Here is a 21,971-nt window from a genome sequence, read left to right on the forward strand (position 1 = left end):
AGAATGACCTTGAATTACTTCTCACCGGCAGAGAAGTTCGAAGAGTGTGTTGCGGCGATCGGTTGAATCGGCAGCCCTAAGCGGACGTTCGCATGAACGCATGCATCAGCTTAGTGTTGCTGCGACAGGAACTGCCGGGCTTTTAACGCAACGACGTCGGATTAGGTATATTTCAGTCCTCGGGTGTATACCAAATTGGCGAAGTGTACGCGCGTTCCTGCGTTGACGTCGGAACCTCCGCGGGAAGTTCGTCTCCGAACCGAACGGAGTCGTAAATTGTCCACCTCGGTGTAGGAATTTCCAAGACACGGGCATAGTAGAAAGCCCGCACTGAAGGATCGAACTCAGGGTCGGTCCAAACAGTGATCAGCTCTGGAGACCCTATGGAATTGGTAAATGTGCCCGTTGCAACATCCACGGTGTTCCCCACCGCTGGCAGGTTGCCGTCCGCATCGGGTTCTCGGTCTCCCGACCAAGCCACGTCATAGACCCGCTCTTCAGTTTCGCCGCTGGAATTTAACCAACCTTTCACAACCTGAACACGGTCGAGATTGCCGGAGAACGGATCTTTCAGCGCAGCGACCAAGAAAGTTGGGGCGTCCGCGCCTTCTGTCGCGCCTGCGAGGTCCCCACCCATCGGAACGCCTTTTTCATATCCTATTTCTGCGGGCAAACGAGACCTAGCATCAGCTTCCGTAAAATCCCAACCACCAAAGAAACGAACCGCGATGCGACTACCGGTTGTCCCGTAAACTTCTTTCCGTTCCATGGCGTCGAATATGGCTTCGCGTGTGTTGTCCTGAGCCCAGACCGCTGCATAGCCAGAGGCTGCCATTTCCCACCCGAGAATCCTCAAGGCATCAAACTCGCCAACGACATGCTGCCAACGGCCAGGTTCCGGCTCGACGCCAGAGTGTTTACCAAAGAAATTGTCTTCTTCCGCCGTGGCCAAAGCCGTATGGCTGTCAGTCGAGCCCACTACTCCGAACTTGTATGGATTGGTGCCGAGCTGAGCCTCTAGTTTGAGACCGTTCTTCAAAGCCTCACGGGCATACTCGTATTGCAGCATCCAGTCTTCTTTGGGTGTCGGACCCAGATTGGACTTATCCCAGGTTTCATAGTCCGCGAACTCATCGTTCGGGCTGAGAAACGGATGCGTTTCTCCGTCACCCTTGATTTGGGTGATCTCGTACATTGGTTCCCACTTCGCACGCCGTTCTGCGTAATCTTCTGTCAACGGTTCACCCGTTTCCGGGTTAGTTTCGACTGGGAACATTAGACCGTTAGAGACGTTGCCGTTGTGGGCAAGGGCGAGTACACGACCGCCAGTCTCTTGTTCATATGTTTCCATCCAGTCCCATAACCGTTCCGGATTAAAGGTTTCTGCGGTTGTGAAGGGCAGCATTTGCCGGGCGCGAATGGCATCATCTCGATAAATCACGTTACGGTGGAGGTTGTTGCCAGCTTCGGTGGACGTCCATTCGTACCCAATGAACGCAGTGAATGTGCCGGGGGCGTTGTGATGATCCGCAGTTTGTGTGAACTCGTCCCATACGGATTGTACGAACCTGCGATCTGCGACAGCCTCGGGAAGTGCCTCGCCGGTGATGCCAGCAAAGGTTTCAATGACTTCCATAGTGGCTCCAAGTGCAACGTCTCCGCCCGCGTTAAGCCGTTCGCTCCAGTCTCGGAGCGTTGCATCGCGCATCAGTGTGGAGTTTCCCGCGATGATTTCATTCATTGCACCCATGGCATCAGAATGATCGGATACAACAAGCCAGTCGAGCGGGCGCGACAGCTTCACGCGCAGGCCGTGCGATGTGGTGACTTCCTCACCACGTGCAAACCTATAGGCATCGTCGGGGCTCAGTATGACACCAAATCCGCGGGCGTCGAGCGAGTTTGACGTGTGCAGGTGAGTGTCACCCCACAATGGGCGTGTAGGAAAATCTCGACCCGCATAAGGTGAGAAATCAGCAGGCGCGGGTTCACGCATATCATCAACTGATATGGTCATCTCTCCAACTTGCCCACCTTCTGCAGCCTCTTGAGCATGTGAAGAGCTTGTTATGAATGCTGCGGAAACTATTGCTGTTGATGTCGTCAGAAAAAACTTCATTTGAACCTCCCAGCCGAGCTGAATGCCAGCCCATGCCAACATCTGACGTGGCTGTTCGTCAAGGAAAACAACGGTTTTTCTTAGTTGGGAATAAGAGATCCCGGGGGAGGTTCGACTAATCCCGGACCACAGCTTCGCACGTAACTTTGACGTTCAGCCGCTGTGCTAAAGTTCCGCTACAAACTGGATGCTCTTGACGACTGGTGACTTGGTTCTTCAGTCTTGAATCCGTGATCTTGATTGGAGTCGTTGTTATGAAATGGTTATCGCGAACATTCCTACTGGCCTTAACTCTTCTATTTGCCACGGTTGCTTCTGCTCAAGATAAACCCAACATCGTATTCATATTTCTAGATAATTTTGGTTGGGGTGAGCCCGGTTTCAACGGTGGCGGCATTATCCGTGGCACAGCGACTCCCGAAATGGACGCCCTCGCTGCGGAAGGGTTACGACTCACAAACTTCAACGTGGAAAGCCAGTGCACGCCGTCCCGTGCAGCGACCATGACAGGACGATACGGTATCCGAAGCGGCAACCACACGGTCCCACTGGGCGGCGGCGTCTACGGCTTAACTCAGTGGGAAATCACAATGGCTGAGATGCTAAAGGATGTAGGATACAACACGGCCATGTACGGCAAGTGGCACCTTGGCTGGACCGAAGGACGCTATCCAACGAATCAAGGATTCGACGAATTTTACGGAGTTGAGACCACTGACGTTACAGTCTGGCGCACGCTTCCGGGATTTGCTGAAGCCAACATGGAAGAGCCTGTTGTGATGCAGGGTGTTGCAGGCGAGCCAGCAACCATCGCGCGGGACTACGATCTCGACTATCGCGGCGAGATAGATGGCGAACTGACGAAAAAGGCTATCAACTTTATCGAAGCGAAGAGTGTCGAAGATGCGCCGTTTTTCATCTATCTTGCATACACGCAGACCCACTATCCAAATATCGCGTCCGAGGAGTTTGATGGCACCACTGGAAACGGCGTCTGGGCCGACATTCTGTTTCAAACAGATAGCTATATCGGACGCATCGTTGATGCGATTGAAGCGGCAGGTGTTTCCGACGACACCGTGGTGATATTTACTGCTGACAACGGCCCCGAAGCTCTTCCGGTTGGAAATGCCAACGTCTCGCCGGTTCCTGCGGTACATGGGACAGCCGGGCCTTGGCGCGGCACTCTGTTCACCAGCCTCGAAGGAAGCATGCGTGTACCCTTTGCAATCAAGTGGCCGGGAAAGATCCCTGCCGGTTCAGAAAGCAACGATGTTGTCCACTCAATGGATCTCTATCCGACACTTGCGGCTTTTGCAGGGGGCAAGGTGCCTGATGACAGGGCCTTTGATGGCATCGACCAGTCAAAGTTCTTTCTTGGTGCCCAACCAAACTCAAGCCGAGAAGGCGTGATCGTCTACATGGGTGAGCAGATATTCGGCGTAAAATGGAAGGACTGGAAAGTTCTGTTCAAAGAGAACACAACGGCTTTTGGAGCGACGGAGTCTTTCGACACACCTAGGGTCTACAACCTTCTGAATGATCCGCATGAGCGTGAAAGCGTGCTCTTCCCACACACATGGGCGGCCGAAAAGGCGCTGCCGCAGTTGCAGCAGCACATTGCAACCTTCGAGGAATACCCTCCAATCCCACCAGGAACGCCTGATCCCTACGAACCACCCAAAAACTGAACGGCGGCTTTGTCCGTAAAGCGGTCATTCAGACGGAACGCAGCGAACGACCGCTCAGAGCCCATAGTGACCGATGCTGCGCGATCAACTAACCGCGGTTATGCGCGGGAAGCAGACTTTGCAAAATTCGATTAGTTCTCACAGGTGGTCTTTAAAAGAAGTGCTCATGTCGACTTCTAAAACACCAATCTGGCATCCGCAGAATTCATTGAGGTATGCAATGCGCGGCATTCAATACTCTTTGACACGTATGAATTCTGAATCGATCACACCGAAGGACAAGACTGCTGACACATGCCGATTGGTCTCGGTCGACCTATCCGCGTTACGATATAGGAAATGGCATTGTTCTCTCCCCTGATGGACCGAAGGAAGCCTCTGACAAATAGCATCGTCTTTGATACTCCAAGTCCCATTGAGAGGGATACCATTCATCCAACCAAATTCCATTTCGACCGTTCCGTCAGATCTTCGTTCTTCTGAATATGGCGTTCCAAATGGGCCTGTCGTGAACTGTTCTTCGAACCGATCGGAATACAATTCAAGTAGCTCATCTTGCCTGATGCGGTCCCCTGCGCGCCCCTTGTCGTAACTATAAGGCCATTCAGGCAATCCAGACGCCAACATTGCTTCGGAATAGATTATGAATACATTAGGATCATCATAAATTTCGAACCATGGCTTCATCCACATCACATTCAGCCATACGTTATTGGTCAGAAAACGCTGGATATATTCACGGGCCTTTTCGCTGTCGCCTTCGCGGAAAAAAGCTTCCGCCAGAAATCTAAAATGCTGTTCGCGCAGTTCGTTCTCCGGAATGCTAAGCAACAACGAAAGCGCCTTCTGGCTGTTGCCCGCCCGGAGTAAATTCCAAGCCAGATCCCCTTTGTCGCCCGAACTAAGGCGCGCAGACAGCGCCTCGTACTGATTGAACGCCTCAATGGCCTGTTCGTAATCGCCAACCGCATTCAAAGTGAGCCCGTGCACAAGCCTAAGGCTTGGTTCGCTTGGGCTGTTGAAAACTGCGGCTCTCGCTATAGACAAAGCGCGGTCCCTTTGGAGTTGCTGCAATAGCAATCTGACCTGCAATCCAATAGCGATTGAATTTGAGGGATCGGAGCTGAGCACATCTCGGATAATAGTCTTTGCTTCATCCAGTGCGTCCAGCGTGAAACGTATTGTGTTGTAGCTTCCTTCCCAGATTTGAAAGTTGGCTTCTGCATATCCAAGTTTTGCCGCAACAAAGTTTGGATCTAGCGAGATTGCTTCCTCATATAATGGCAGGGCTTTACCGATATCCGTGAAATCCTTGCTGTGCAGCAACCTATCGGCGTTTGCATAGGCAAGAAATGCGTTTTGGTCAGTTGTGGGCGTCTCTTCAAAAAAACGGCGCTCGACCGGGTTGAGTTTGAGCTTCAGCGCGCCAGCTGCTTTGAATTTCAGGTCGCTGACAAGGTCGAACAGCCGGTCTTTTCCCCTTCTACAACTTGCTGCCAGATGACGCCGTCGCCGCTTTCTGTTGCATCTCTGAGACGCGCACGGATTTCGATTTCGTTTTCGTGTGTTCTGACTGACCCATCGAGAACATACCTGACATCAATGTCCCGTTTCAGGTCCACTAACGTGACGGCGATACCTTTGTACCGCATCGATGTACTGTACGAAGCAGAAGGCAACTGCCTGAGCCTGCCGTATGATCGAAAAAACAACTCTGTCACGACATCCGCTGAGACCTTGTCAGAGCTTGTTTCGGCCGAAAACGGGACGATCAATATTCCATCGTCGGGATCACCGAAGCTCGAAGTCCAGATTGAACCGATGAGGACACTCAAACCCACCAAAAGAACAACCGCTGCGGCAACCATAGGTTTTCCGATCCGGCTTGAGATCGGGTTTGCATCGGCAAGAATTTTGCCGGCATCACCTGGGTCAAGAAGCACTTTGAATGCTTGTATTGGCTCCGAAAGATTCTTGACCTTGTTGAGCCCGACGTCGGCAAAGCCAAGATCCAGTTTGCCTTTCACGCTTTTGAATACCGTATCCGAGATCTTAATCCCGTTGGGCTCAGCCAATCCTTCCAGGCGAGAAGCGACGTTCACCCCTTCCCCAAAAAATTCGTCTCCCTCGACGAGAACGTCACCGAGATTGATCCCAATACGATAAGAGATTCGTTTATCCGCATCCTGATCACGTTCGTGAATGATCATCGCGCGTTGTACCGAAGCCGCCCATGAAACCGCGCTTACGGCACTGGCAAACTCAATCAGTGCTCCGTCTCCCATGGTCTTCACTACTCGACCGTCAAACTCGATCACCTTTGGGTTAATGATCTTATCCAGGACAGTTCTTTGCCGCGCGAGGGTTCCGGACTCGTCCAACTCCATTAGTCGGCTGTAGCCAACCATGTCGAAAGCCACTATTGCGGAAAGTCTTCTAATCTCATTTGACAAAGACACCTCCAACCCGTTGCAAACTTAGTGTAATGGCATTTTGGTCCGCTGTCCTATCCCGATAAGTTAGGACGAAAATCCGTCCAACATGAACTCTTTCGTGTGCGGCTGTGGCAAGTTCATTGAACATCTTAGTTGAAAGGATTTTTGGTCAACTTGTCTGGATTTCAGGAATTGCAAAACCTTGGCGCCAACGTCCGGTTTGGGCTGCGACCAGCTGGTCATGCTTGCTGATGGGAACCGAAATACTGAGCCCTAACTACCAAGTGCTGGGCAACGATCAAATGGCCGGTCCTGCGCCATCCCGCCACTGAACGGTCTCTAGGCAAAGGCGCAACATTTTAGGTGCCCGGAGTTCTGCCTGTCTGCATCTGGGCTTGCTGATATTGCCCCGTGCCAACTGCAACGCCATGAATCCTGCAACCGTCTTTGTTTTTACCCGTCGAGCATCGCAAGCACGGCGTCGCGTTCGGACAGGACCAACAGCAAGGCAAGATCACCCGGTTCCAGCTTTTCCAATATCATCGAGGCAGCCTGAGAGGGCGAAGATGCTCTGAGGACTTGTTGCGCGTCATATCCCTGTTTTAAGGCAGACTTTTCGATCAGGTCCGGGATTTCTCCCCATTCGCGGCCTCTTAAATACCCTTCCAGTTCGGCTGCGACGACCACGTCGGGCTGAAAAATTAACGCCGTCTCGGTAACGTCCCGGATATCCTGATCCGACCGATCGCCAGCATGGCTGAGCATAATGAAACGCCGTTTCGCCGGTAGGCTTGATAGCGCATCGCAAACGGCCGAAATCGAGTGCGGGTTATGCGCAAAATCCACAAAAACACGCGCATTATTGTAACTAAACTCGTTGCAGCGTCCGGGGTTGTCCTTGGCGTCGGGTTTGAACCCGGCCAACCCATCCCGAGCCCCCTGAACGGGCAAGTCCAGTGCCAAGGCAAGGCACAAGGCCGCCAGCGCGTTCAGGATATTGTATTTCGCAGCGCCGCCCATGGTCAGGGGAACATCGGAAACTGCAATCACTACCTGTTCGGCCGCGCCGTCGAAAAAGACGATATCTCCCTCCTGCACATAGGCGCAGCACTTGCCCGCATCACGCGCCTGACGGACAAGGTTGTTTTGCGCATCCAGCGAAAACCACCAGATATTTGCGGATGTATTTTCCGCTTCTGCGCGGATATACAAGTCATCGGCATTCAGTGCCAGCACGCCACCCTCGGCCAGCGTGCGATGCACGGCGAATTTGGCCTGAGCCAGTTCCGGCACCGTGTTGACCCCGTATTGCCCCAGATGGTCGTTTGCCACATTGGTGACCGCCGCTGCCGTTGCCGCGCGGGTCGGCAGACCCCGGCGCAGGATACCTCCGCGCGCGACTTCCAGACAGGCGACCTCCAGCCTTTTGTCACGCAACAGCATTCGCCCGCCGCCGGGGCCGGAATAATCGCCACGGTCGAGAATGTCGTCTCCCACCCGCACAAATTCGGTCGAAGTCAGCCCGGCAACCTTGCCCGAAGCGCGCGCGATCGCCTCAAGCAAACGGGTTGTGGTTGTTTTGCCGTTGGTTCCGGTAATGAAGGCCACCGGGATATTGTGCAGAGCGGACCAGTCCACGTCATCGGGGGTAGGCAGCGCATCGACCGGCCAGGTCTGACTGCCAGTCCCGTGCCCGATCGACACTTCGTCATCATCGCACAGGATATCCACACCATGCGCTTCTGCTGCCGCAATCAGGGCGATCAGCGCGGGATTGGCTTCCTTCTCCATGACGCTTTTGACATCCGCAACCATCTGATCGAAATCGCCGGGCTCGGATGCCAACAGTTCGGCAGCACAGAAATGCCAGACGGTTTGCACCGCGAAGATCGCGGAATAGAGCTGATCCATCGGCGCTGAAATCGCCAGATTGACGCCACCGGTGAAAGTGCGGTGGGTTACGTCCTGATCCTGCCAGCCAAGCGCGTCCAGCACGCGGCGCGCGTGTTTCTCCCACAAAGCGGTGACCTGCGCGCTGCCGATATCGGTGAAAAACACATCCATCACCGCGCCGGGGCGGTTCCACAACAGTCCCGGCCCGGTCAAGCGTCGGGCATCGTCTACCCGGATATGATCGGCGTACGCGCTTTCAATTGTCAGCGCGTTTTCAAGCTCTTCGATCCGGTCCATTCCGGTACCCCCGCTCAATCCGCGTCTTCGCTGATGTCGCGGGCCAGGCGCACGCCGCGCGCATCCCGGATCAGGTTCTGGTCGCTTTCGAACATGTCCTCGAACGAGGTGTCGATGGGGCTTGCCACCGGCGCAGCCTCTGTGACTGGCGCTTCGCTATCGGAGTTGAAATAGATGATCTGCTTCCAGCAGCGCGTTGTGTCATCACCGAAAATCACCAGCAAATCGCCCGGTGCGGCCTGTTCCAACGCTGCAGTCACCGCTTCGACCTCATCCGGGATGATCGTGATTGCGGCATCATCGACGCCGTTGTCGATCAGGGCCTGCCGCATCATTTGCGGCACTTCGTCGTGTCCACGGCCCCGGCGGCGGTCATCTGCCTTGCAGATGAAATGATCAAAATGCCCCGCCAATGCGGCAGCCCCGTCGATAATATCCTCATCGCGCCGGTCGCCCGGCATCGCAACAACGCACAGCCTTCGACCCTTGACCTCCAACTGATCGGCCAGCGCCGCCATCGCCTTGAGCGCGGCAGGGTTGTGGCCATAGTCGAGGATCACTTTGAAAGGATGCTCGTCATAGACATTCATCCGCCCGGGTGCCTGGAAATAGCTGGTGTCGAAGGTGCGCAGCCCGTGGCGAATATTGTCCAGGTCCACTCCGAAACTATAGGCCATCGCGGCGGCGAACATCGCGTTCTGGACGTTGAAAATGGCCTTGCCTTCCAATGCCGCCGGGATCAGATGCGACCACAGCACCGGGATATGAAGACCGTTGTCATAAATGGTCAGCATGTCACCATTCATGCCCTTTTCAAGCACAATGGCCTTGCCGCCTGCCTTGATATGTTCCTTGACCAGGCTGTGCCCCGGATTGGTGGTGACATAAAAGATCTGATCCGCACCGGCATAGTCGGCCATTTTCAGACAGTTGATGTCATCGGCATTCAGAACTGCCGTGTCGGTGGCGCTTTCCACCACCACGCGTTTGACAAGGGCCAGTTCCTCAACCGTGTTTATGCCGCCAAGGCCCAGATGATCTGCCGAGACGTTCAGACAGGCCGCTACGTTCGAGCGCTGATAGCCCAGACCCGAGCGCACAAGTCCGCCGCGTGCGGTTTCCATCACCGCAAAATCGACAGCCGGGTCGCGCAGAACGATCTGTGCCGACTTGGGTCCCGTCATGTCGCCCTTGACGCTCAGCTTGCCGTCAACATAAACACCATCGGTCGAGGTCATGCCAACGGTCTTGCCGCTGGTTTTCATGATGTGCCCCAGCATCCTTGAAGTGGTCGTCTTGCCGTTGGTTCCGGTGATTGCCGCGATGGGGATGCGAGTTTCCTCGGTGGCCGGAAACAGCATGTCGATCACTTTGCCCGCCACGTCGCGCGGCTGACCTTCGGACGGTGCCACGTGCATCCGGAAACCGGGGGCGGCGTTCACCTCGACAATCGCGCCGCCGATATCCTTGTAGGATTTGGTGATGTCGTCGATCAGGAAATCGACGCCGCCCACATCCAGCCCGACGGCCATGATGGCACGCTCGGCCATGTCACGGTTGTCAGGGTGCACCACATCCGTCAGATCAATGGCCGTGCCGCCGGTCGACAGGTTCGCGGTTGATCGCAGATAGAAGACCTCGCCGTCAGGCAGCACAGTTTCTTCAGTAACGCCCGCATTTTCCATCAGGCGTTTGGCTTGATTGTCGATCTCCAGCATGGTCAGCACTTTTTCATGCCCGATGCCACGGCGCGGATCCTCGTTCACGATATCGACCAGTTCGGCAATCGTCTGCGTGCCATCGCCTACCACATGGCCCGGCACGCGCTTGGCCACCGCGACCAGCTTGTTGTTCACCACCAGCATCCGGTGATCGAACCCAGTGATGAAGCTTTCCACCAGAATGGCGCGGCTGCGGGAATGTTCCTCGGCTTCCGCAAAGCCTGCCTCGACCTCTTCATCCGAGTTCAGGTTGATCGAAACACCGCGCCCATGATTGGCATCGAGCGGTTTGACCACCACCGGGTGCCCGATCCGTGCGGCGGCGCGCACGGCTTCGCGCGCGGAATAGACCATGCGTTGCTGTGGCACAGGCAGGCCCAGATCGTTCAGCAGATTGTGGGTGTCTTCCTTGTCGCAGGAAATCTCGACCGAGATATGCTTGGTCTCAGAGGTTATGGTTGCCTGAATGCGTTTCTGGTATTTGCCGTGCCCGAACTGAACCAGTGACCCAGAATTCAGCCTGATCCAAGGGATGTCACGCTCTTGCGCGGCCTTAACCAATGAGCCGGTTGAGGGACCAAACTCCTTGCGCTGCGCCCGCAGCACAAAGCTACGCAACTCGTCATCCCAGTTGAATTCCGGGTCGAAGTCGTAGTCCACCTGTTCCTTGAGTGATTGCGGCAATAGATGCATCAGCAGCCGCATTGCCAGCTTGCCTGCGTCCAGACCAACATCGCGCTGGCGGTATTCGTAAACCATGTTGTATTGGCCGGGTTCGCCTGTGCCGCGCGTGCGGCCAAAGGTTACATCCGAACCGGCCACGTTCTGCACTTCGATGGCACAATGTTCCAAAACATGACCAAGCCAAGTGCCTTCATCTTCGCGCAATCGGCGGATGAAACCACCGGGTTCGCGGTAGGAACAGCCATGTTCCGCCAGACCGGGAAGGGCCTGGGTCAAGGCATCAATAAACTCGGAACCAATTTTGGCCGAAGGCCAATCTTCCAGAACGCCCAGATCAATGACGTGGCGAATGACCGGAAAACTTGCCCAGACGTTCGGGCCGACAAAGACATTGGTCGAGATTATTTTCATGAGGCTCCCCGTTGGTTAGCTTATTGTTTCCCCCCGCTGGCGGCCTCATCCTCGGACAGATCCGGCAATGTGCAGAACGCCATATGCTCATCCGGCGGAAAAGCCTGGCGAGCCGTCAGATCATAACGGCACCCTTCACCAAGAACGTCAAGCCGAAGTCCAAGAAGGCTGAGTGCTTCGCCGCGACGGGCATCCCACATCGAAGAATGGGTCAAATGGCTGGCATCCACCACGGTAACCGTTCCGCTGCCGATTACTTCAAAGACGTTATCGGGCCCAATGAAGGCCGCCGTGTCTTCGTCAACGCCCAATCCGATTAGAAAAGGGTTAAAAGATGAAGCGGTTAGCAATCGACCCAGGCGGTTGCGTTGGGTGAAATGCTGATCAATGATGACGGCGTTGGTCAGACCCATACCGGGAGCCAGCGTGATGTTACCTTCGGCTGGACCAGAGTTGCTGCTGCCACCTGCTACCATATGCTCGGACATGATCGAAGCACCGGCCGAGGTTCCTGCAACCGGCACCCCTGCCGCGTTTCGGCGCCGGATTTTCTGGGCGACCAGAGTGCCTCCAAGAATCGCTGACAGGCGCAACTGGTTCCCACCGGTCATAAAAATCCCGGTAGCACGATCCAGCATCCCCGCGTAATCCGGGTTGTCGCAATCGGCGCGGCGCGAGATAGGCAGGAATTCAACCTTGCCTGCACCAAGCTCGGAAAAGATGCGGTTATAGTCCGGTCCGGTTTCTTCCAGCATCGAGGCTGTTGGGATCACGACGATATCAGCGTCGGCACCGCCGGACAGTTCTACGAACTTTCGGTGAATCTGCATTTCCTTAACGCGGTCTTCACCGCCGCCGATCGGAATGATGAACCCGCGCGGGGTTTCTGCATCAATGGGTGCAGGGCACATATCTTAACTACCTTCCGGTGCTATAGCGGGCAGCCACCGGGGACCGCGCGGACGCTCAAACCTGTTCATACATGCCGCGTCGGGCTATCTGGCCGTCACGTACACGCCATTCCCCCCGGGCCATCACATGCCGCACGGCAGTGTTTTCGTCAAGAACGACCAAATCGGCGTCCATACCCACGTTCAGACGACCTTTTCGGTGCAGCTTCAGCAGGTCGGCGACATTTGAGGTCAGCGGAGCAAGCGCTTCGGGCATTGGTACTCCTCTGTTGGTGAGTTCGCGCAGCGTGTCCGGCAAAGTGTCCGGCAAACCCACACCGAACCGTGTCAGATCGCCTTCATGGTCAAAGGCGGGCAGGCAGCCACCACCGTCAGAGCTGATGGTGAACCGGTCCGCGTGACCGCCCAAATCGCGAAACTGAATGTAGGCCTCAGCAGCAGAGATGCCCGGCTCGACATGTTGGCAGGGGAATGCGGTAGCGTCGATGTAACATCCGTGCCGTGCTAGCGCCACGGCCTGTTCGAAGAGTGGTTTGTTGCGATTGACATGGGTTGGATTGAAGATGCGTGAGGGGATTTCACAAATCTTAATTGCCTGTTCCAACATCGACAGACCCCGCTCGCCATCTCCCATATGGCAGTGCACGATCCCCGCTTTGCCGGTCATCAGGCCCGCGACGTGCGCCTCGCTTGCGATGCGCAGGAATTCATCCAATGTTGGCTGGCTAGACCGGTGATCACTGATCGCCAACTCCCCAACACCGATGACCGGATCAAGGAACACGATATCTCCGCGGGCTGAACCAGTGAGGGTGGTCAGTGGGACATGATACCCACCAGTGTGACACCAAGCCGAAAGTCCCTCTTCACGCAGCCCGTAGGCCTGTTGCACCAGCGTTTGCGTGTTGCGGGTCAGATCGTCCGTGCCCAACACCCCAACCACCGAGGTGACACCGGCACGGGTGAAGGAGGACAGGACCATCGGTGGCACCCGACTGGCTGGTCCGGTTTCTCCGCCCCCCGGGTGATATGCGCATGTCCATCAATAAAACCTGGAACAACCGCTGCACCTGCGACGTCAATGATTTCCGCCTGAAGTTGATCCGGCAATTCGGGCTGTGTGCTACCGAGGTAAATGATGCGTTCACCCGCGGTGAGAATATGGCCTAAACCAACTGGCTCAGGTGAATAGAGGCGCGCATTCTTGATGAGTTTCAACACGTTTCATATCCGTGAATAGGAGCAAAGACACTCTTTCTTGCACTAAAAGACAGCAGAAGAACCATCCCCAATTTCGGGAAAGCAAAGATGTCGGTCTCAGACCCGCAGCGGAACTTGAGAAGAAGGAAGCGGCTGGAAGATTGTCCGCATAGCAGACAATGGAGCCCGATGCAGTGAAAGTCAGCTATGCTGACAAATCTGCCGTTTACTGCTGAGCAATCGAATGACTACTTCAGAAAAGCGTCGAACATCAGAGATATCTGAACTATTTGCTTTGAAGTCTAGAAAGTTGGGACAGCGCGGGACAAACACCCGGATCATGCGCGATTAACATGGCCGATACGCCGGCATTTTACTAAGCTTATCGAACTGATTTTGTTCAGGGAGGGTCGATCGTGCGGTGGATAAGGTCACTGACTACTGGGATGTCCCTACCATGCATGCTTTTGGGTCTTCTGTTCTTCGCTGCTTCGCTAACCCCATCGCTCATTCCCCGCGAGCCGTTGGTTCAGGGAATACTAGGCGGGATCTTGGTTGCCCTTGGATACCTTTTGGGGCGGGTGATCGAACTGGTTTGGCTTGCTGCAGATCTGCCGCGATTGCGTGGGCGGTTGGCGCTTGGCGGGAACCTTATCTTTGCAGCCTTGGTCGCCGGATTTGCGATCTGGGCACTATCTCTCAGCCTCGAATGGCAAAACGAGATTCGTGCAAAGATGGGGATGGAGCTCGCCGACGCTAAACACCTAGTGCAGATACTTTTGGCGGGCGCGGGAACCTTCGCAGTCTTTTTTCTAATCGGCGCGTTTGTGGCGGCCTTCTTTCGATGGATCAGGGGTCGCTTGTATCGATTCATGCCTCCGCGAAGGGCAAACGTCCTGGGCTTCGTGACGGTTGCGCTGATTATTGTTGTCGTCAGCCGCGACGGTATATTTGATCGGGTGGTCAAGGGTCTTGATGAAAGCTACGAGGCTGCTCAACTGCTCTTTGATGTCGCGCCCGCCTTGCCCGAACGGCCGGACCAAGCAGGCTCTGAAGCGTCCCTGATCGACTGGGCCGCGATGGGTCAGCCGGGCCGGGATTTTGTCCTGGACGGCCCGGACGCCGAGGCAATATCCGCGTTTACTGGCAAACCTGCTATGAACCCGATCCGAGTCTATGTCGGCCGAGCAAACGGCGAGACGCCACAGGAACGGGCCGACCTGGCGCTGGTCGAATTGAAGCGGCTGAATGCCTTTGACAGGGAAGTTCTAATCGTCACAAGTCCCACGGGGACTGGGTGGATGGACCCCGGTTCTCACGATCCTGTGGAATACATGCACAATGGCGACATCGCGACGGTTAGCGTACAATACTCCTACTTGCAATCGCCCTTGGCCCTAGTTCTGGAAACCCGAACTGGCCTCAATCAAGCGACGGCGCTTCTCGACGTGGTGCACGCATATTGGCGGACACTGCCGAAGGACCGTCGCCCAAGGCTATATGCGCATGGTCTAAGCCTTGGCGCGTGGTCATCGATGTATGCCACGAACCTCTTCCGCCTGGTTGATGATCCGATCGACGGGGCATTCTGGGTCGGCCCGCCATTCCCGTCTCGGTTCTGGCAACATGTTCAGAACGCCCGGGAACCCGGTAGCCCCTGGGTTCTTCCAACCATCGGAAGCGGATCGTTGGTTAGATATTCATCCCATTTCTCGGATGCCTCGCAAGCTGTTTCGGATTGGGGTGATATGAGGATCGTATTCCTGCAGTATTCCAGCGACCCGATCGTCTTCTATGATCCACTTTCGGTATGGCGCGCGCCACCTTGGATGAACGAACCTCCGGCTGAGGATGTCTCAAGGCACCTTGTTTTCATCCCGGTCGTAACGCATTTCCAACTGGCGCTCGACATGGCCTTGTCCTTCGGTGCGCCACCAGGCCATGGACACGCTTATGTTGCACGGGATTACATTACGCCATGGGCCGAAGTCACTGCTCCAAAAAATTGGACTGTGGAGGATACCGAACGGCTGAAGGCACATTGCAATGTAGGATTCCAGTTTGGATGCCGGAACCAATGAATGAATGCAAACCGCGCCCGATCTGCATTCAGATATTGGCTTGAGCTGCTGCTCAATGATCGGAGGTCCACCCATGCGTATTTAAAGCTGCGCCCGAAACGAACACACGATTTGTGCTCGGTGCGATTATTATCTAAATCTACTTGCCTGACCGCAATGCGGGCAAAGTTGTCGCTCGCATATCGGTACACATCGTCTCGAAGGGCTCGTTGGACAAGCGCACTATCAGTTTTTGTCTGGTCGCGTCACTCGGCGATTGGCGCGCCTGGCACAGCCTCGTAGGCATTTGCCTGTTCGACCTCGTGCGCTGTCGCGGTTCCCGGCAAGAGCTCGAACAAGGGATCGAAATCAACCATGGTCGAGGCTAGTTGCGCAAGAACTTCCGCGTCACCCTCCACCGTGGCGGTGCCGTCGGCAATTTGAGCATCCAAAGTGACTTCGCCGCCCATCGTACGCTCGAGATCCGCGCGGTTGATTGTTAGCGTCAGATCAGCGTCGTCAGCCAGGAAGCCTTCGATATTTGTTAGTGTCGCATTCTCCATCTCAACTATGAATTTCTCGCCATTGTCTGGAGTGATCATATTGATGGTGAATTTCATGCCTTCGGCTTTGCCGCTGTCCATTCGGATGCCGAGGAAGTTGAGAAATAGTTCTGTGGACATCGCCCTTATCACGTCTGGGCTAGAGCCTTTTACGACCGGCGCATCCGAGATCCCCGAGCGAAGTTCGTAGGCGCCTGCGAGGTAGCAATTGCGAATACCCGGGTTCTCATCCTGATAACCAAGCTGCTCATAGCAATCAGCCAGCAGATCTCGCGCCTCCTGATTGTCGTTCTCGGCGAGAAAGAGCTTGTTCAGAATCTCGACGGCCATCAGGTACTCGCCTGTGTCGTGCAATTCCTTGCCTTTTGTCAGAATCGCCGCGCCACCGCCCATCATCTCGACAAAGAGAGGTGCCGAGTCTTCGGGAGAAGGCGGCACTAGCGTTGCAGGATTAGCATCCCAGAACCCAAGATACTTCTGGATAACTCCACGGCTATTGTGGCGCGCGGTACCATGATAGCCGCGGCAATACCATTTTTGCTCCAGACTTTCAGGCAACCTATACACATTGTGGATTTGGTTGATCGTCACGCCCTGGTTAGCAAGATGCAACACCTGGTTGTTCATGTGCGCATAGAGATCGCGTTGGGCCCGCAGAACTTCCTGTACTCGGTCATTGCCCCAGCGGGGCCAGTGGTGCGCCGTAAACATTACGTCGGCTTCGTTGCCGAAGAGATAAAGCGCTTGGGCAATGTACTTCGACCAGATCAGCGCATCACGAACCTCTGCACCTCGCATAGTGTAGATATTGTGCAGCGTCGCGTTAACATTTTCGGCCATCCATAGCGCCTTCATCTCTGGGATGTAGGTGTTCATCTCCGAAGGCGCTTCAGTGTTAGGCGTATTCTGGAACACCATTCGAATGCCGTCGACCTCGAGATACTCGATGTCCTCCTCGACGACCTTGGTCGGCGAGATCAGCCCAACTTCTCCAAACGACACCCGGTGGCCTAGGCCTTGTCCCGCGAAACCGTAGGGGCTGATCGGCAACTGCTGGCCGTACTGATAGGAAAGCCGACGGTTCATGGCGTTGCCGGCATAGACATTTTCGGAGATCGTAAACTCCATGAAGTCGCGCGGAACAATGATCTCGATCTTGCCGGCGCGCACATCCGCTTCGTCCACGATACCCCGCACGCCGCCCCAGTGATCGCCGTGGCTGTGCGAGTGAATTACGGCTGTAATCGGAAGTCCCTCGCCCACGTGCTGCTGGAACAAATCCCAGGCCGCTCGCGCGGTCTCGGAGCTTATTAGGGTATCAAAGACGATCCAACCTGTCTTACCGCGCACCAATGTCATCTGAGACAAATCGAGACCGCGCACCTGATAGATGCCCGGGATCACCTCGTAGAGCCCGTAGTTCTGGTTCAGACGCGAGATCCGCTGTAGCGAGGGGTGGATGCTTGGCCAATCGACGTCTTCGTTGAAGAAGTCAAAGCTTTCCATGTCCCAGGCGACATTGCCGGTATCGGTCAAGATCTTCTTCTCGGGCATTTCGGCGATAAGACCTTTGGCATTCTCATCGAAGTCCCGCGTGTCCGAAAAGGGTAGCTTCTCGCGTGCCTCGGCCAGAACCTTGAGTGTGTGCTCGGAAGGCGCCTTTCCTTTGGGATGAAAGTGCCCATCTGGCGGGGTGGAAGCCGATTGGGCAAAGGCCGGCGAATCGTCAAGCGCTATATGCGCCGCCACCGCGAATGCAGCTCCAGCAGCTGGAACAGACTTCATGAAATCTCGTCGCGTTGTCATGGCTTCGCCTCCCTGTTCATACTTTTTTGGGTTTAGGTGTCGCTCGACTATTACGCAGAACCGTCGGATCTCAGTCTCTTTTTCGCCGTACCGTTTCTGTCAGGTTTGTGAGAAGTTCATTTAGTTCGACGAGTACGAGTCGCGCGAGATTTACCGCCTCTCCCTCGCGGCAGTTCTTCTTCCTTTTGCGAGGCATACACCGCAACCTAGGTTAGCGGTTTAGTGTCCAGGGCCGAGATAAGCCGAGACCAGGATCTGACCGCGATTTACTGAAACCCATTGTTATTGTAAGGATTGTCTACCCAGTTCGGGGTTAATGCCGCTCAGGGGGTAGAGATGTTGAATTTAGTTTTTGCGGCAATTCTTGTTGGCCTGCCCGCAGTTTTTGGATCGCACTCGATCGTAAAAAACTTTGGAAGACGCAACGCGTCATACGGGTTTTCGGCATTGGTTTATGCTGTCGCGCTTTGCGTGTTCTTTGCCTACTGGCTCCCAGAGGGAAATCTCTTGTCGGCAGATTGGAGCCTGAAAATGCCGAGTGCACTAGCGATTGGCCTCATAGTTGGTGTCATTTCCGGTCTTGTTCAGCGTCGGCGAACTGACCCCTGACGCACAAGTCTAGTTGTTACGAAAAAGTAGAATATGGACCCTGAGCGGTCCTTTGACTGCTTTATGTCGACGAGGGTTCATTAGACCAATTCCTCATTGGAGAATTAATCTGGCCTAGTTCTGATCGCCCGTCGCTTCCTCCTTGGGTGCAAAAAAACTGATGGAACCTGCGAGCAGCATCAAAACCAAAACACTGACTACTTCAGCCAATAGTCTTGAAGAGGCGGCATCGGGTTCAACAGAAATCAGCATAAGGATAATTGCTGCGGTCATGCAGGCACGGCTAAGTATTGGGAATGCCAAAATGATCCTGATCGCCAATACAAAACCAACCGTCGCGAGACCGAATTCGAACCAGCGTGGAGGTTCGAGCCAAGAGAGTAAAAGGACACCTGCAACACCCAAAACAACGCCGATCATCCTCGATAAAGACATGCTCAACCCGTTCGTGCCGTTTGCTATGAGTACGCTCAAATAAACGAACGGAACCCAATAGGAACGTTCTATCGGCAGAAACATCGCTAGTACCAGCGAAGCCAAGAAGCCGATGACTATCGCACATCTTACAGCGAAAGGTGGGAGCTCCAGGTCCGGGCCTTTGGGTGCCATTAGTGCCTCTATTCCCACCAGCCTAGCAGAGGTTACACCCCAGAGCGCTCCGAAAACATAATACGTCATAGTTGAGGCATCCGGATGCGTTGCTTCAGAGAAAACTAGATAGGACCAGCCGAACGCAGCATACCCAACAGCTCTGGCCCCAGCTTGACGCAACGCCAGCATACTTCCGATCGCCAGAAGAGCGCCTACGAAAAAAACACCCGTAGTTCCTGTCAAAGCCGCAACCGGATATGCCACCGCCGTTAACGCGACAGAAATCAAACCCCATTTTCGGTTGCTGAAAACGGTAGCCAGCAGCCCAGCGGCGAAAGCAATCATTCCAACTGCGTGCGGCAGCTCGAGCAAAACAGAAAGCAAAAAGACTGGCGTTCCAAGTGCCACTAACTGCGTTATCTGCGGCCACGGAACAAACGGCTTTTGTAGCGAATTCATTACTTACATAAGCGTGACATCGGGAGCGTTTGCAAGTGACCGCTTTGGGCTCACAGCAGTCTTTCGCAACGTAGTTTATCAATGACCGCTGTGCGGACTAAGCAGCCGTTCATTGTGCGCCTGAACTACAGCGACAATATGGCCAAAGCCGCGATAATTGGCTTCTCCAATTTTAACTATTTCTCACGTGGCGTACGAAGATGAGCATCGAGACAGGCCCTTGTGATAGTCTCTTGGCACCAGCGGGTAAACTTGGGAGGAAAAGATGTCGGATGTTGAAATTGTAAAGGCGCTCGACGCGTCCATCATTCAAGGGATCAATGCCAAGAACGCGGGTATGGCAACAGCGGCTTACGCTGAAGATGGAGCCGTCATGCCACCGGGTGCTCCTACAATGTCTGGCCACGCTGCCATCCAAGAGTATTGGCAGGCGGCAATTGATGGGGGCTTGGAGAACGTTTTGGCCAATCCGACCGCAGCACATGTCAGCGGAGACTTTGCGGTCACGATGGGAACGCTGACAGGCTCAATGGGTGGGCAAGAACTTGCTGGGAAGTATATTCTCTACTTTCGAAGAGGAGACGACGGCTGGAAAGTTCAGCGCGACATCTGGAATTTCGACGCATAGGGAGTGCGGAACAGCCTAAGGGTCAAATCCGCTGCTTTGCATTCGCAGGTAACGCTCATTGAAAGTGACTTACGTAGCGCGGTAGCGTGACCTTTATTCGTGGAGTACGGCCGCGGGGTTTTTCGCGCCGTCGTCCACCTTTCGGATAAGACAGATTTGGAGACTACCAATAATTCGACATTGGTTTGGTCTTTGAGCCGAATGGCGTTAATTAGATAGGCCGAGTTGCTTGCTCATTTCCATAAAGGACGCAGCCCAAAATTCCGCCAGAAATGCCGCCGCCTCTTGTTCAGAGATTTCTGAACGGTTTCCAGCTGCATCAGTTGCTTCGCCGAATGTGTAGCGCAAATCAGTGCCACCATTGTTTTCCGTCAGATGATAGGTTTCCGGCAGGCTGATGTGCGGACGGGCGGGATCTTGGATTCGCGTCGAAAAGTATTCGAACGGCTCCCAATCAGTGACGCGATAGTAAAAGTCTGCCAGCTCATGGGCGCAATGATAGTCAGATCCGGGGGCGAGACGTCCCTGTGTATTCTCCACCGTGACCGTCTTGATGCGGTCCATCCATTTCTGTTTGTGCTCAGGATCTACAAGAAACTCCCAAACCACGCCGATAGGCGCGTTGAAATGGTGCCGGAATGTCCAAACCCCATCTTCTTCGGCGAGGAAATGGCGTTGGCGTTTAGCGCGCAGGCGCTCCCACGATTTAGCCAGATCATAGACCTTCATGCGGACTTCGCCAAAGTGCTCGATATCCTGCGAAAAGGGTTCCATTACTTCACTGATATCCATTGCGTCTGCGGCTGCTTCGCTAAACAGGGCATAGCTGCGAATGCCCGTATGTTCTGCAACATCTGTCTTGGTCAATCTGTGAACCAGAATGACATCGGCACCGGATATGTCTTTGGCAGGACCCATTTGAATTTCGTCGAATTGGCCGTGGTGGTCTATGATTTTGAGATTCAGTGTGCTCACATTTGCGCAGGCATTGCAGTTGCATGTTGTATTCGCGATTATGTTCTGTTGTCGTTGCGCAAACGCGTTGTAGAGATTTTCACATATGGTCAGAAACGTCTCACCCGATGGAAAATCCTGTCGTATCGAATACGCTAAAACGGCGTCGCCCTCGGTTTTCCAAAAGTGCAGCGGGTCTCCAACTTGCTCAAGCAAAACTCCCAGAAGAGATTGCATGATTGGATTGGCGTGATCCATTTCTGAAGATGTCATAAACTGCGTCTAGCCGGTGATATCTGCAATAAGCAGATAACCTGTGTGTGTTGTTGTCATTTACTCTCCCCCGAAAGAGTACTCGGCACGGGTATTTGCGCTCGCTCAAAAAAATACACGCACACATCCATCATGGCCAGACTGTCCAGGCGCTTTCAAAGCCAGATCGACAAGCGCAATGGTTTGGAACACCATCGATCATTGCTTCATAATTTGATGCTTTCATAGCAATTGTGACTTGTGCATTGTTAGTAAGAACTCTGTGAAATTGAAGGGACATCGCGTGAAGATCTATTCCGTATTCGTATGGTTGCTTGCTCTTAGCTTGACATTTGGAGGCGTAGATTTGGCGTCCGCCAAAGAGAAAGGCGGAAATTCAAAAGACAAGAAAGTTCAGCTGGACGGCAAACCAAGCAAAGGCCAGAAAGCTGTGCCACCGGGACAAATAAAGAGATATACAAGGGGCGCCAAGCTTCCCAGCGACTTGGACTACACGGACATTGGAGACCTTGCTAACTGGAAATTAAAACCTCCGGGAAAAGGCAATCGTTACATACGCGTCAACGATGAAATTTTGGAAGTTACTGATGATCTTTCGACGGTCGTAGACGCCGTTGGCATAGTTGGAGAACTTGCTAAATAGAATGATTTTTCAAAAACTGCGGA

General features: G+C 54.3%; 14 protein-coding genes and 1 pseudogene. 5 read left to right on the top strand and 10 right to left on the bottom strand.

All coding sequences use genetic code 11. The annotated features are described in order from the left end of the window. Positions 1–172 precede the first annotated feature (172 nt). Positions 173–2,119 carry a DUF3604 domain-containing protein gene (locus ACR0KN_RS14550; RefSeq protein ID WP_480654526.1) on the bottom strand — a complete coding sequence of 649 codons (1,947 nt, stop codon included), beginning with the start codon at positions 2,117–2,119 and terminating at the stop codon, positions 173–175. A gap of 254 nt (positions 2,120–2,373) precedes the next feature. Here ACR0KN_RS14550 and ACR0KN_RS14555 point away from each other — a divergent pair, with 254 nt between their 5' ends. Further along, a complete protein-coding gene (locus tag ACR0KN_RS14555) occupies positions 2,374–3,810 on the top strand; it encodes an arylsulfatase (RefSeq protein WP_480654528.1) in 1,437 nt (478 codons plus the stop codon). A 231-nt stretch (positions 3,811–4,041) separates the two neighbouring features. Here the strand turns inward: ACR0KN_RS14555 and ACR0KN_RS14560 are convergent, their stop codons facing one another. From ACR0KN_RS14560 to iadA, 6 genes and pseudogenes are all read right to left on the bottom strand, one after another. Continuing rightward, entirely contained in the window at positions 4,042–5,136 is a 1,095-nt protein-coding gene (locus ACR0KN_RS14560) for a tetratricopeptide repeat protein (protein ID WP_480654530.1), read from the bottom strand. A 116-nt stretch (positions 5,137–5,252) separates the two neighbouring features. Then, positions 5,253–6,218: an adenylate/guanylate cyclase domain-containing protein gene (locus ACR0KN_RS14565; RefSeq protein ID WP_480654532.1), complete on the bottom strand. Its 966-nt coding sequence runs from the start codon at positions 6,216–6,218 to the stop codon at positions 5,253–5,255. A gap of 480 nt (positions 6,219–6,698) precedes the next feature. Further along, positions 6,699–8,435, bottom strand: coding sequence for a Mur ligase family protein (locus ACR0KN_RS14570; protein ID WP_480654534.1), 1,737 nt, complete (start codon positions 8,433–8,435; stop codon positions 6,699–6,701). A gap of 14 nt (positions 8,436–8,449) precedes the next feature. Beyond that, the gene (gene cphA / locus ACR0KN_RS14575; protein WP_480654536.1) at positions 8,450–11,251 is read right to left on the bottom strand and encodes a cyanophycin synthetase; all 2,802 of its coding nucleotides are present in this window, start codon (positions 11,249–11,251) and stop codon (positions 8,450–8,452) included. A 20-nt stretch (positions 11,252–11,271) separates the two neighbouring features. Beyond that, positions 11,272–12,162: a cyanophycinase gene (locus tag ACR0KN_RS14580; RefSeq protein ID WP_480654538.1), complete on the bottom strand. Its 891-nt coding sequence runs from the start codon at positions 12,160–12,162 to the stop codon at positions 11,272–11,274. Positions 12,163–12,217: 55 nt separating this feature from the next. Further along, positions 12,218–13,171, bottom strand: a pseudogene (gene iadA, locus ACR0KN_RS14585) (beta-aspartyl-peptidase); the annotation flags it as partial. A 26-nt stretch (positions 13,172–13,197) separates the two neighbouring features. On the opposite strand from iadA, the gene ACR0KN_RS14590 reads away from it, so the two are divergent. Both ACR0KN_RS14590 and ACR0KN_RS14595 read left to right on the top strand, forming a co-directional pair. Beyond that, positions 13,198–13,332: a hypothetical protein gene (locus tag ACR0KN_RS14590; protein WP_480654540.1), complete on the top strand. Its 135-nt coding sequence runs from the start codon at positions 13,198–13,200 to the stop codon at positions 13,330–13,332. A 491-nt stretch (positions 13,333–13,823) separates the two neighbouring features. Beyond that, positions 13,824–15,443: an alpha/beta hydrolase gene (locus ACR0KN_RS14595; RefSeq protein ID WP_480654542.1), complete on the top strand. Its 1,620-nt coding sequence runs from the start codon at positions 13,824–13,826 to the stop codon at positions 15,441–15,443. Positions 15,444–15,688: 245 nt separating this feature from the next. Here the strand turns inward: ACR0KN_RS14595 and ACR0KN_RS14600 are convergent, their stop codons facing one another. Together ACR0KN_RS14600 and ACR0KN_RS14605 are read right to left on the bottom strand one after the other, a co-directional pair. Further along, a complete protein-coding gene (locus ACR0KN_RS14600) occupies positions 15,689–17,791 on the bottom strand; it encodes an alkyl/aryl-sulfatase (protein WP_480654544.1) in 2,103 nt (700 codons plus the stop codon). 723 nt (positions 17,792–18,514) lie between these two features. Further along, positions 18,515–19,450 carry an FUSC family protein gene (locus tag ACR0KN_RS14605; RefSeq protein WP_480654546.1) on the bottom strand — a complete coding sequence of 312 codons (936 nt, stop codon included), beginning with the start codon at positions 19,448–19,450 and terminating at the stop codon, positions 18,515–18,517. Between the two features lie 265 nt (positions 19,451–19,715). Here ACR0KN_RS14605 and ACR0KN_RS14610 point away from each other — a divergent pair, with 265 nt between their 5' ends. Then, the gene (locus ACR0KN_RS14610) at positions 19,716–20,078 is read left to right on the top strand and encodes a YybH family protein (RefSeq protein ID WP_480654548.1); all 363 of its coding nucleotides are present in this window, start codon (positions 19,716–19,718) and stop codon (positions 20,076–20,078) included. A gap of 207 nt (positions 20,079–20,285) precedes the next feature. On the opposite strand, the gene ACR0KN_RS14615 is transcribed toward ACR0KN_RS14610, so the two are convergent. Further along, positions 20,286–21,305: a DUF2652 domain-containing protein gene (locus ACR0KN_RS14615; protein WP_480654550.1), complete on the bottom strand. Its 1,020-nt coding sequence runs from the start codon at positions 21,303–21,305 to the stop codon at positions 20,286–20,288. Between the two features lie 283 nt (positions 21,306–21,588). Between ACR0KN_RS14615 and ACR0KN_RS14620 the strand changes: the two genes are divergently transcribed. Then, the gene (locus ACR0KN_RS14620; protein ID WP_480654552.1) at positions 21,589–21,948 is read left to right on the top strand and encodes a hypothetical protein; all 360 of its coding nucleotides are present in this window, start codon (positions 21,589–21,591) and stop codon (positions 21,946–21,948) included. Positions 21,949–21,971 lie beyond the last annotated feature (23 nt).

It is taken from the genome of Ruegeria sp. AP7 (assembly GCF_056539905.1).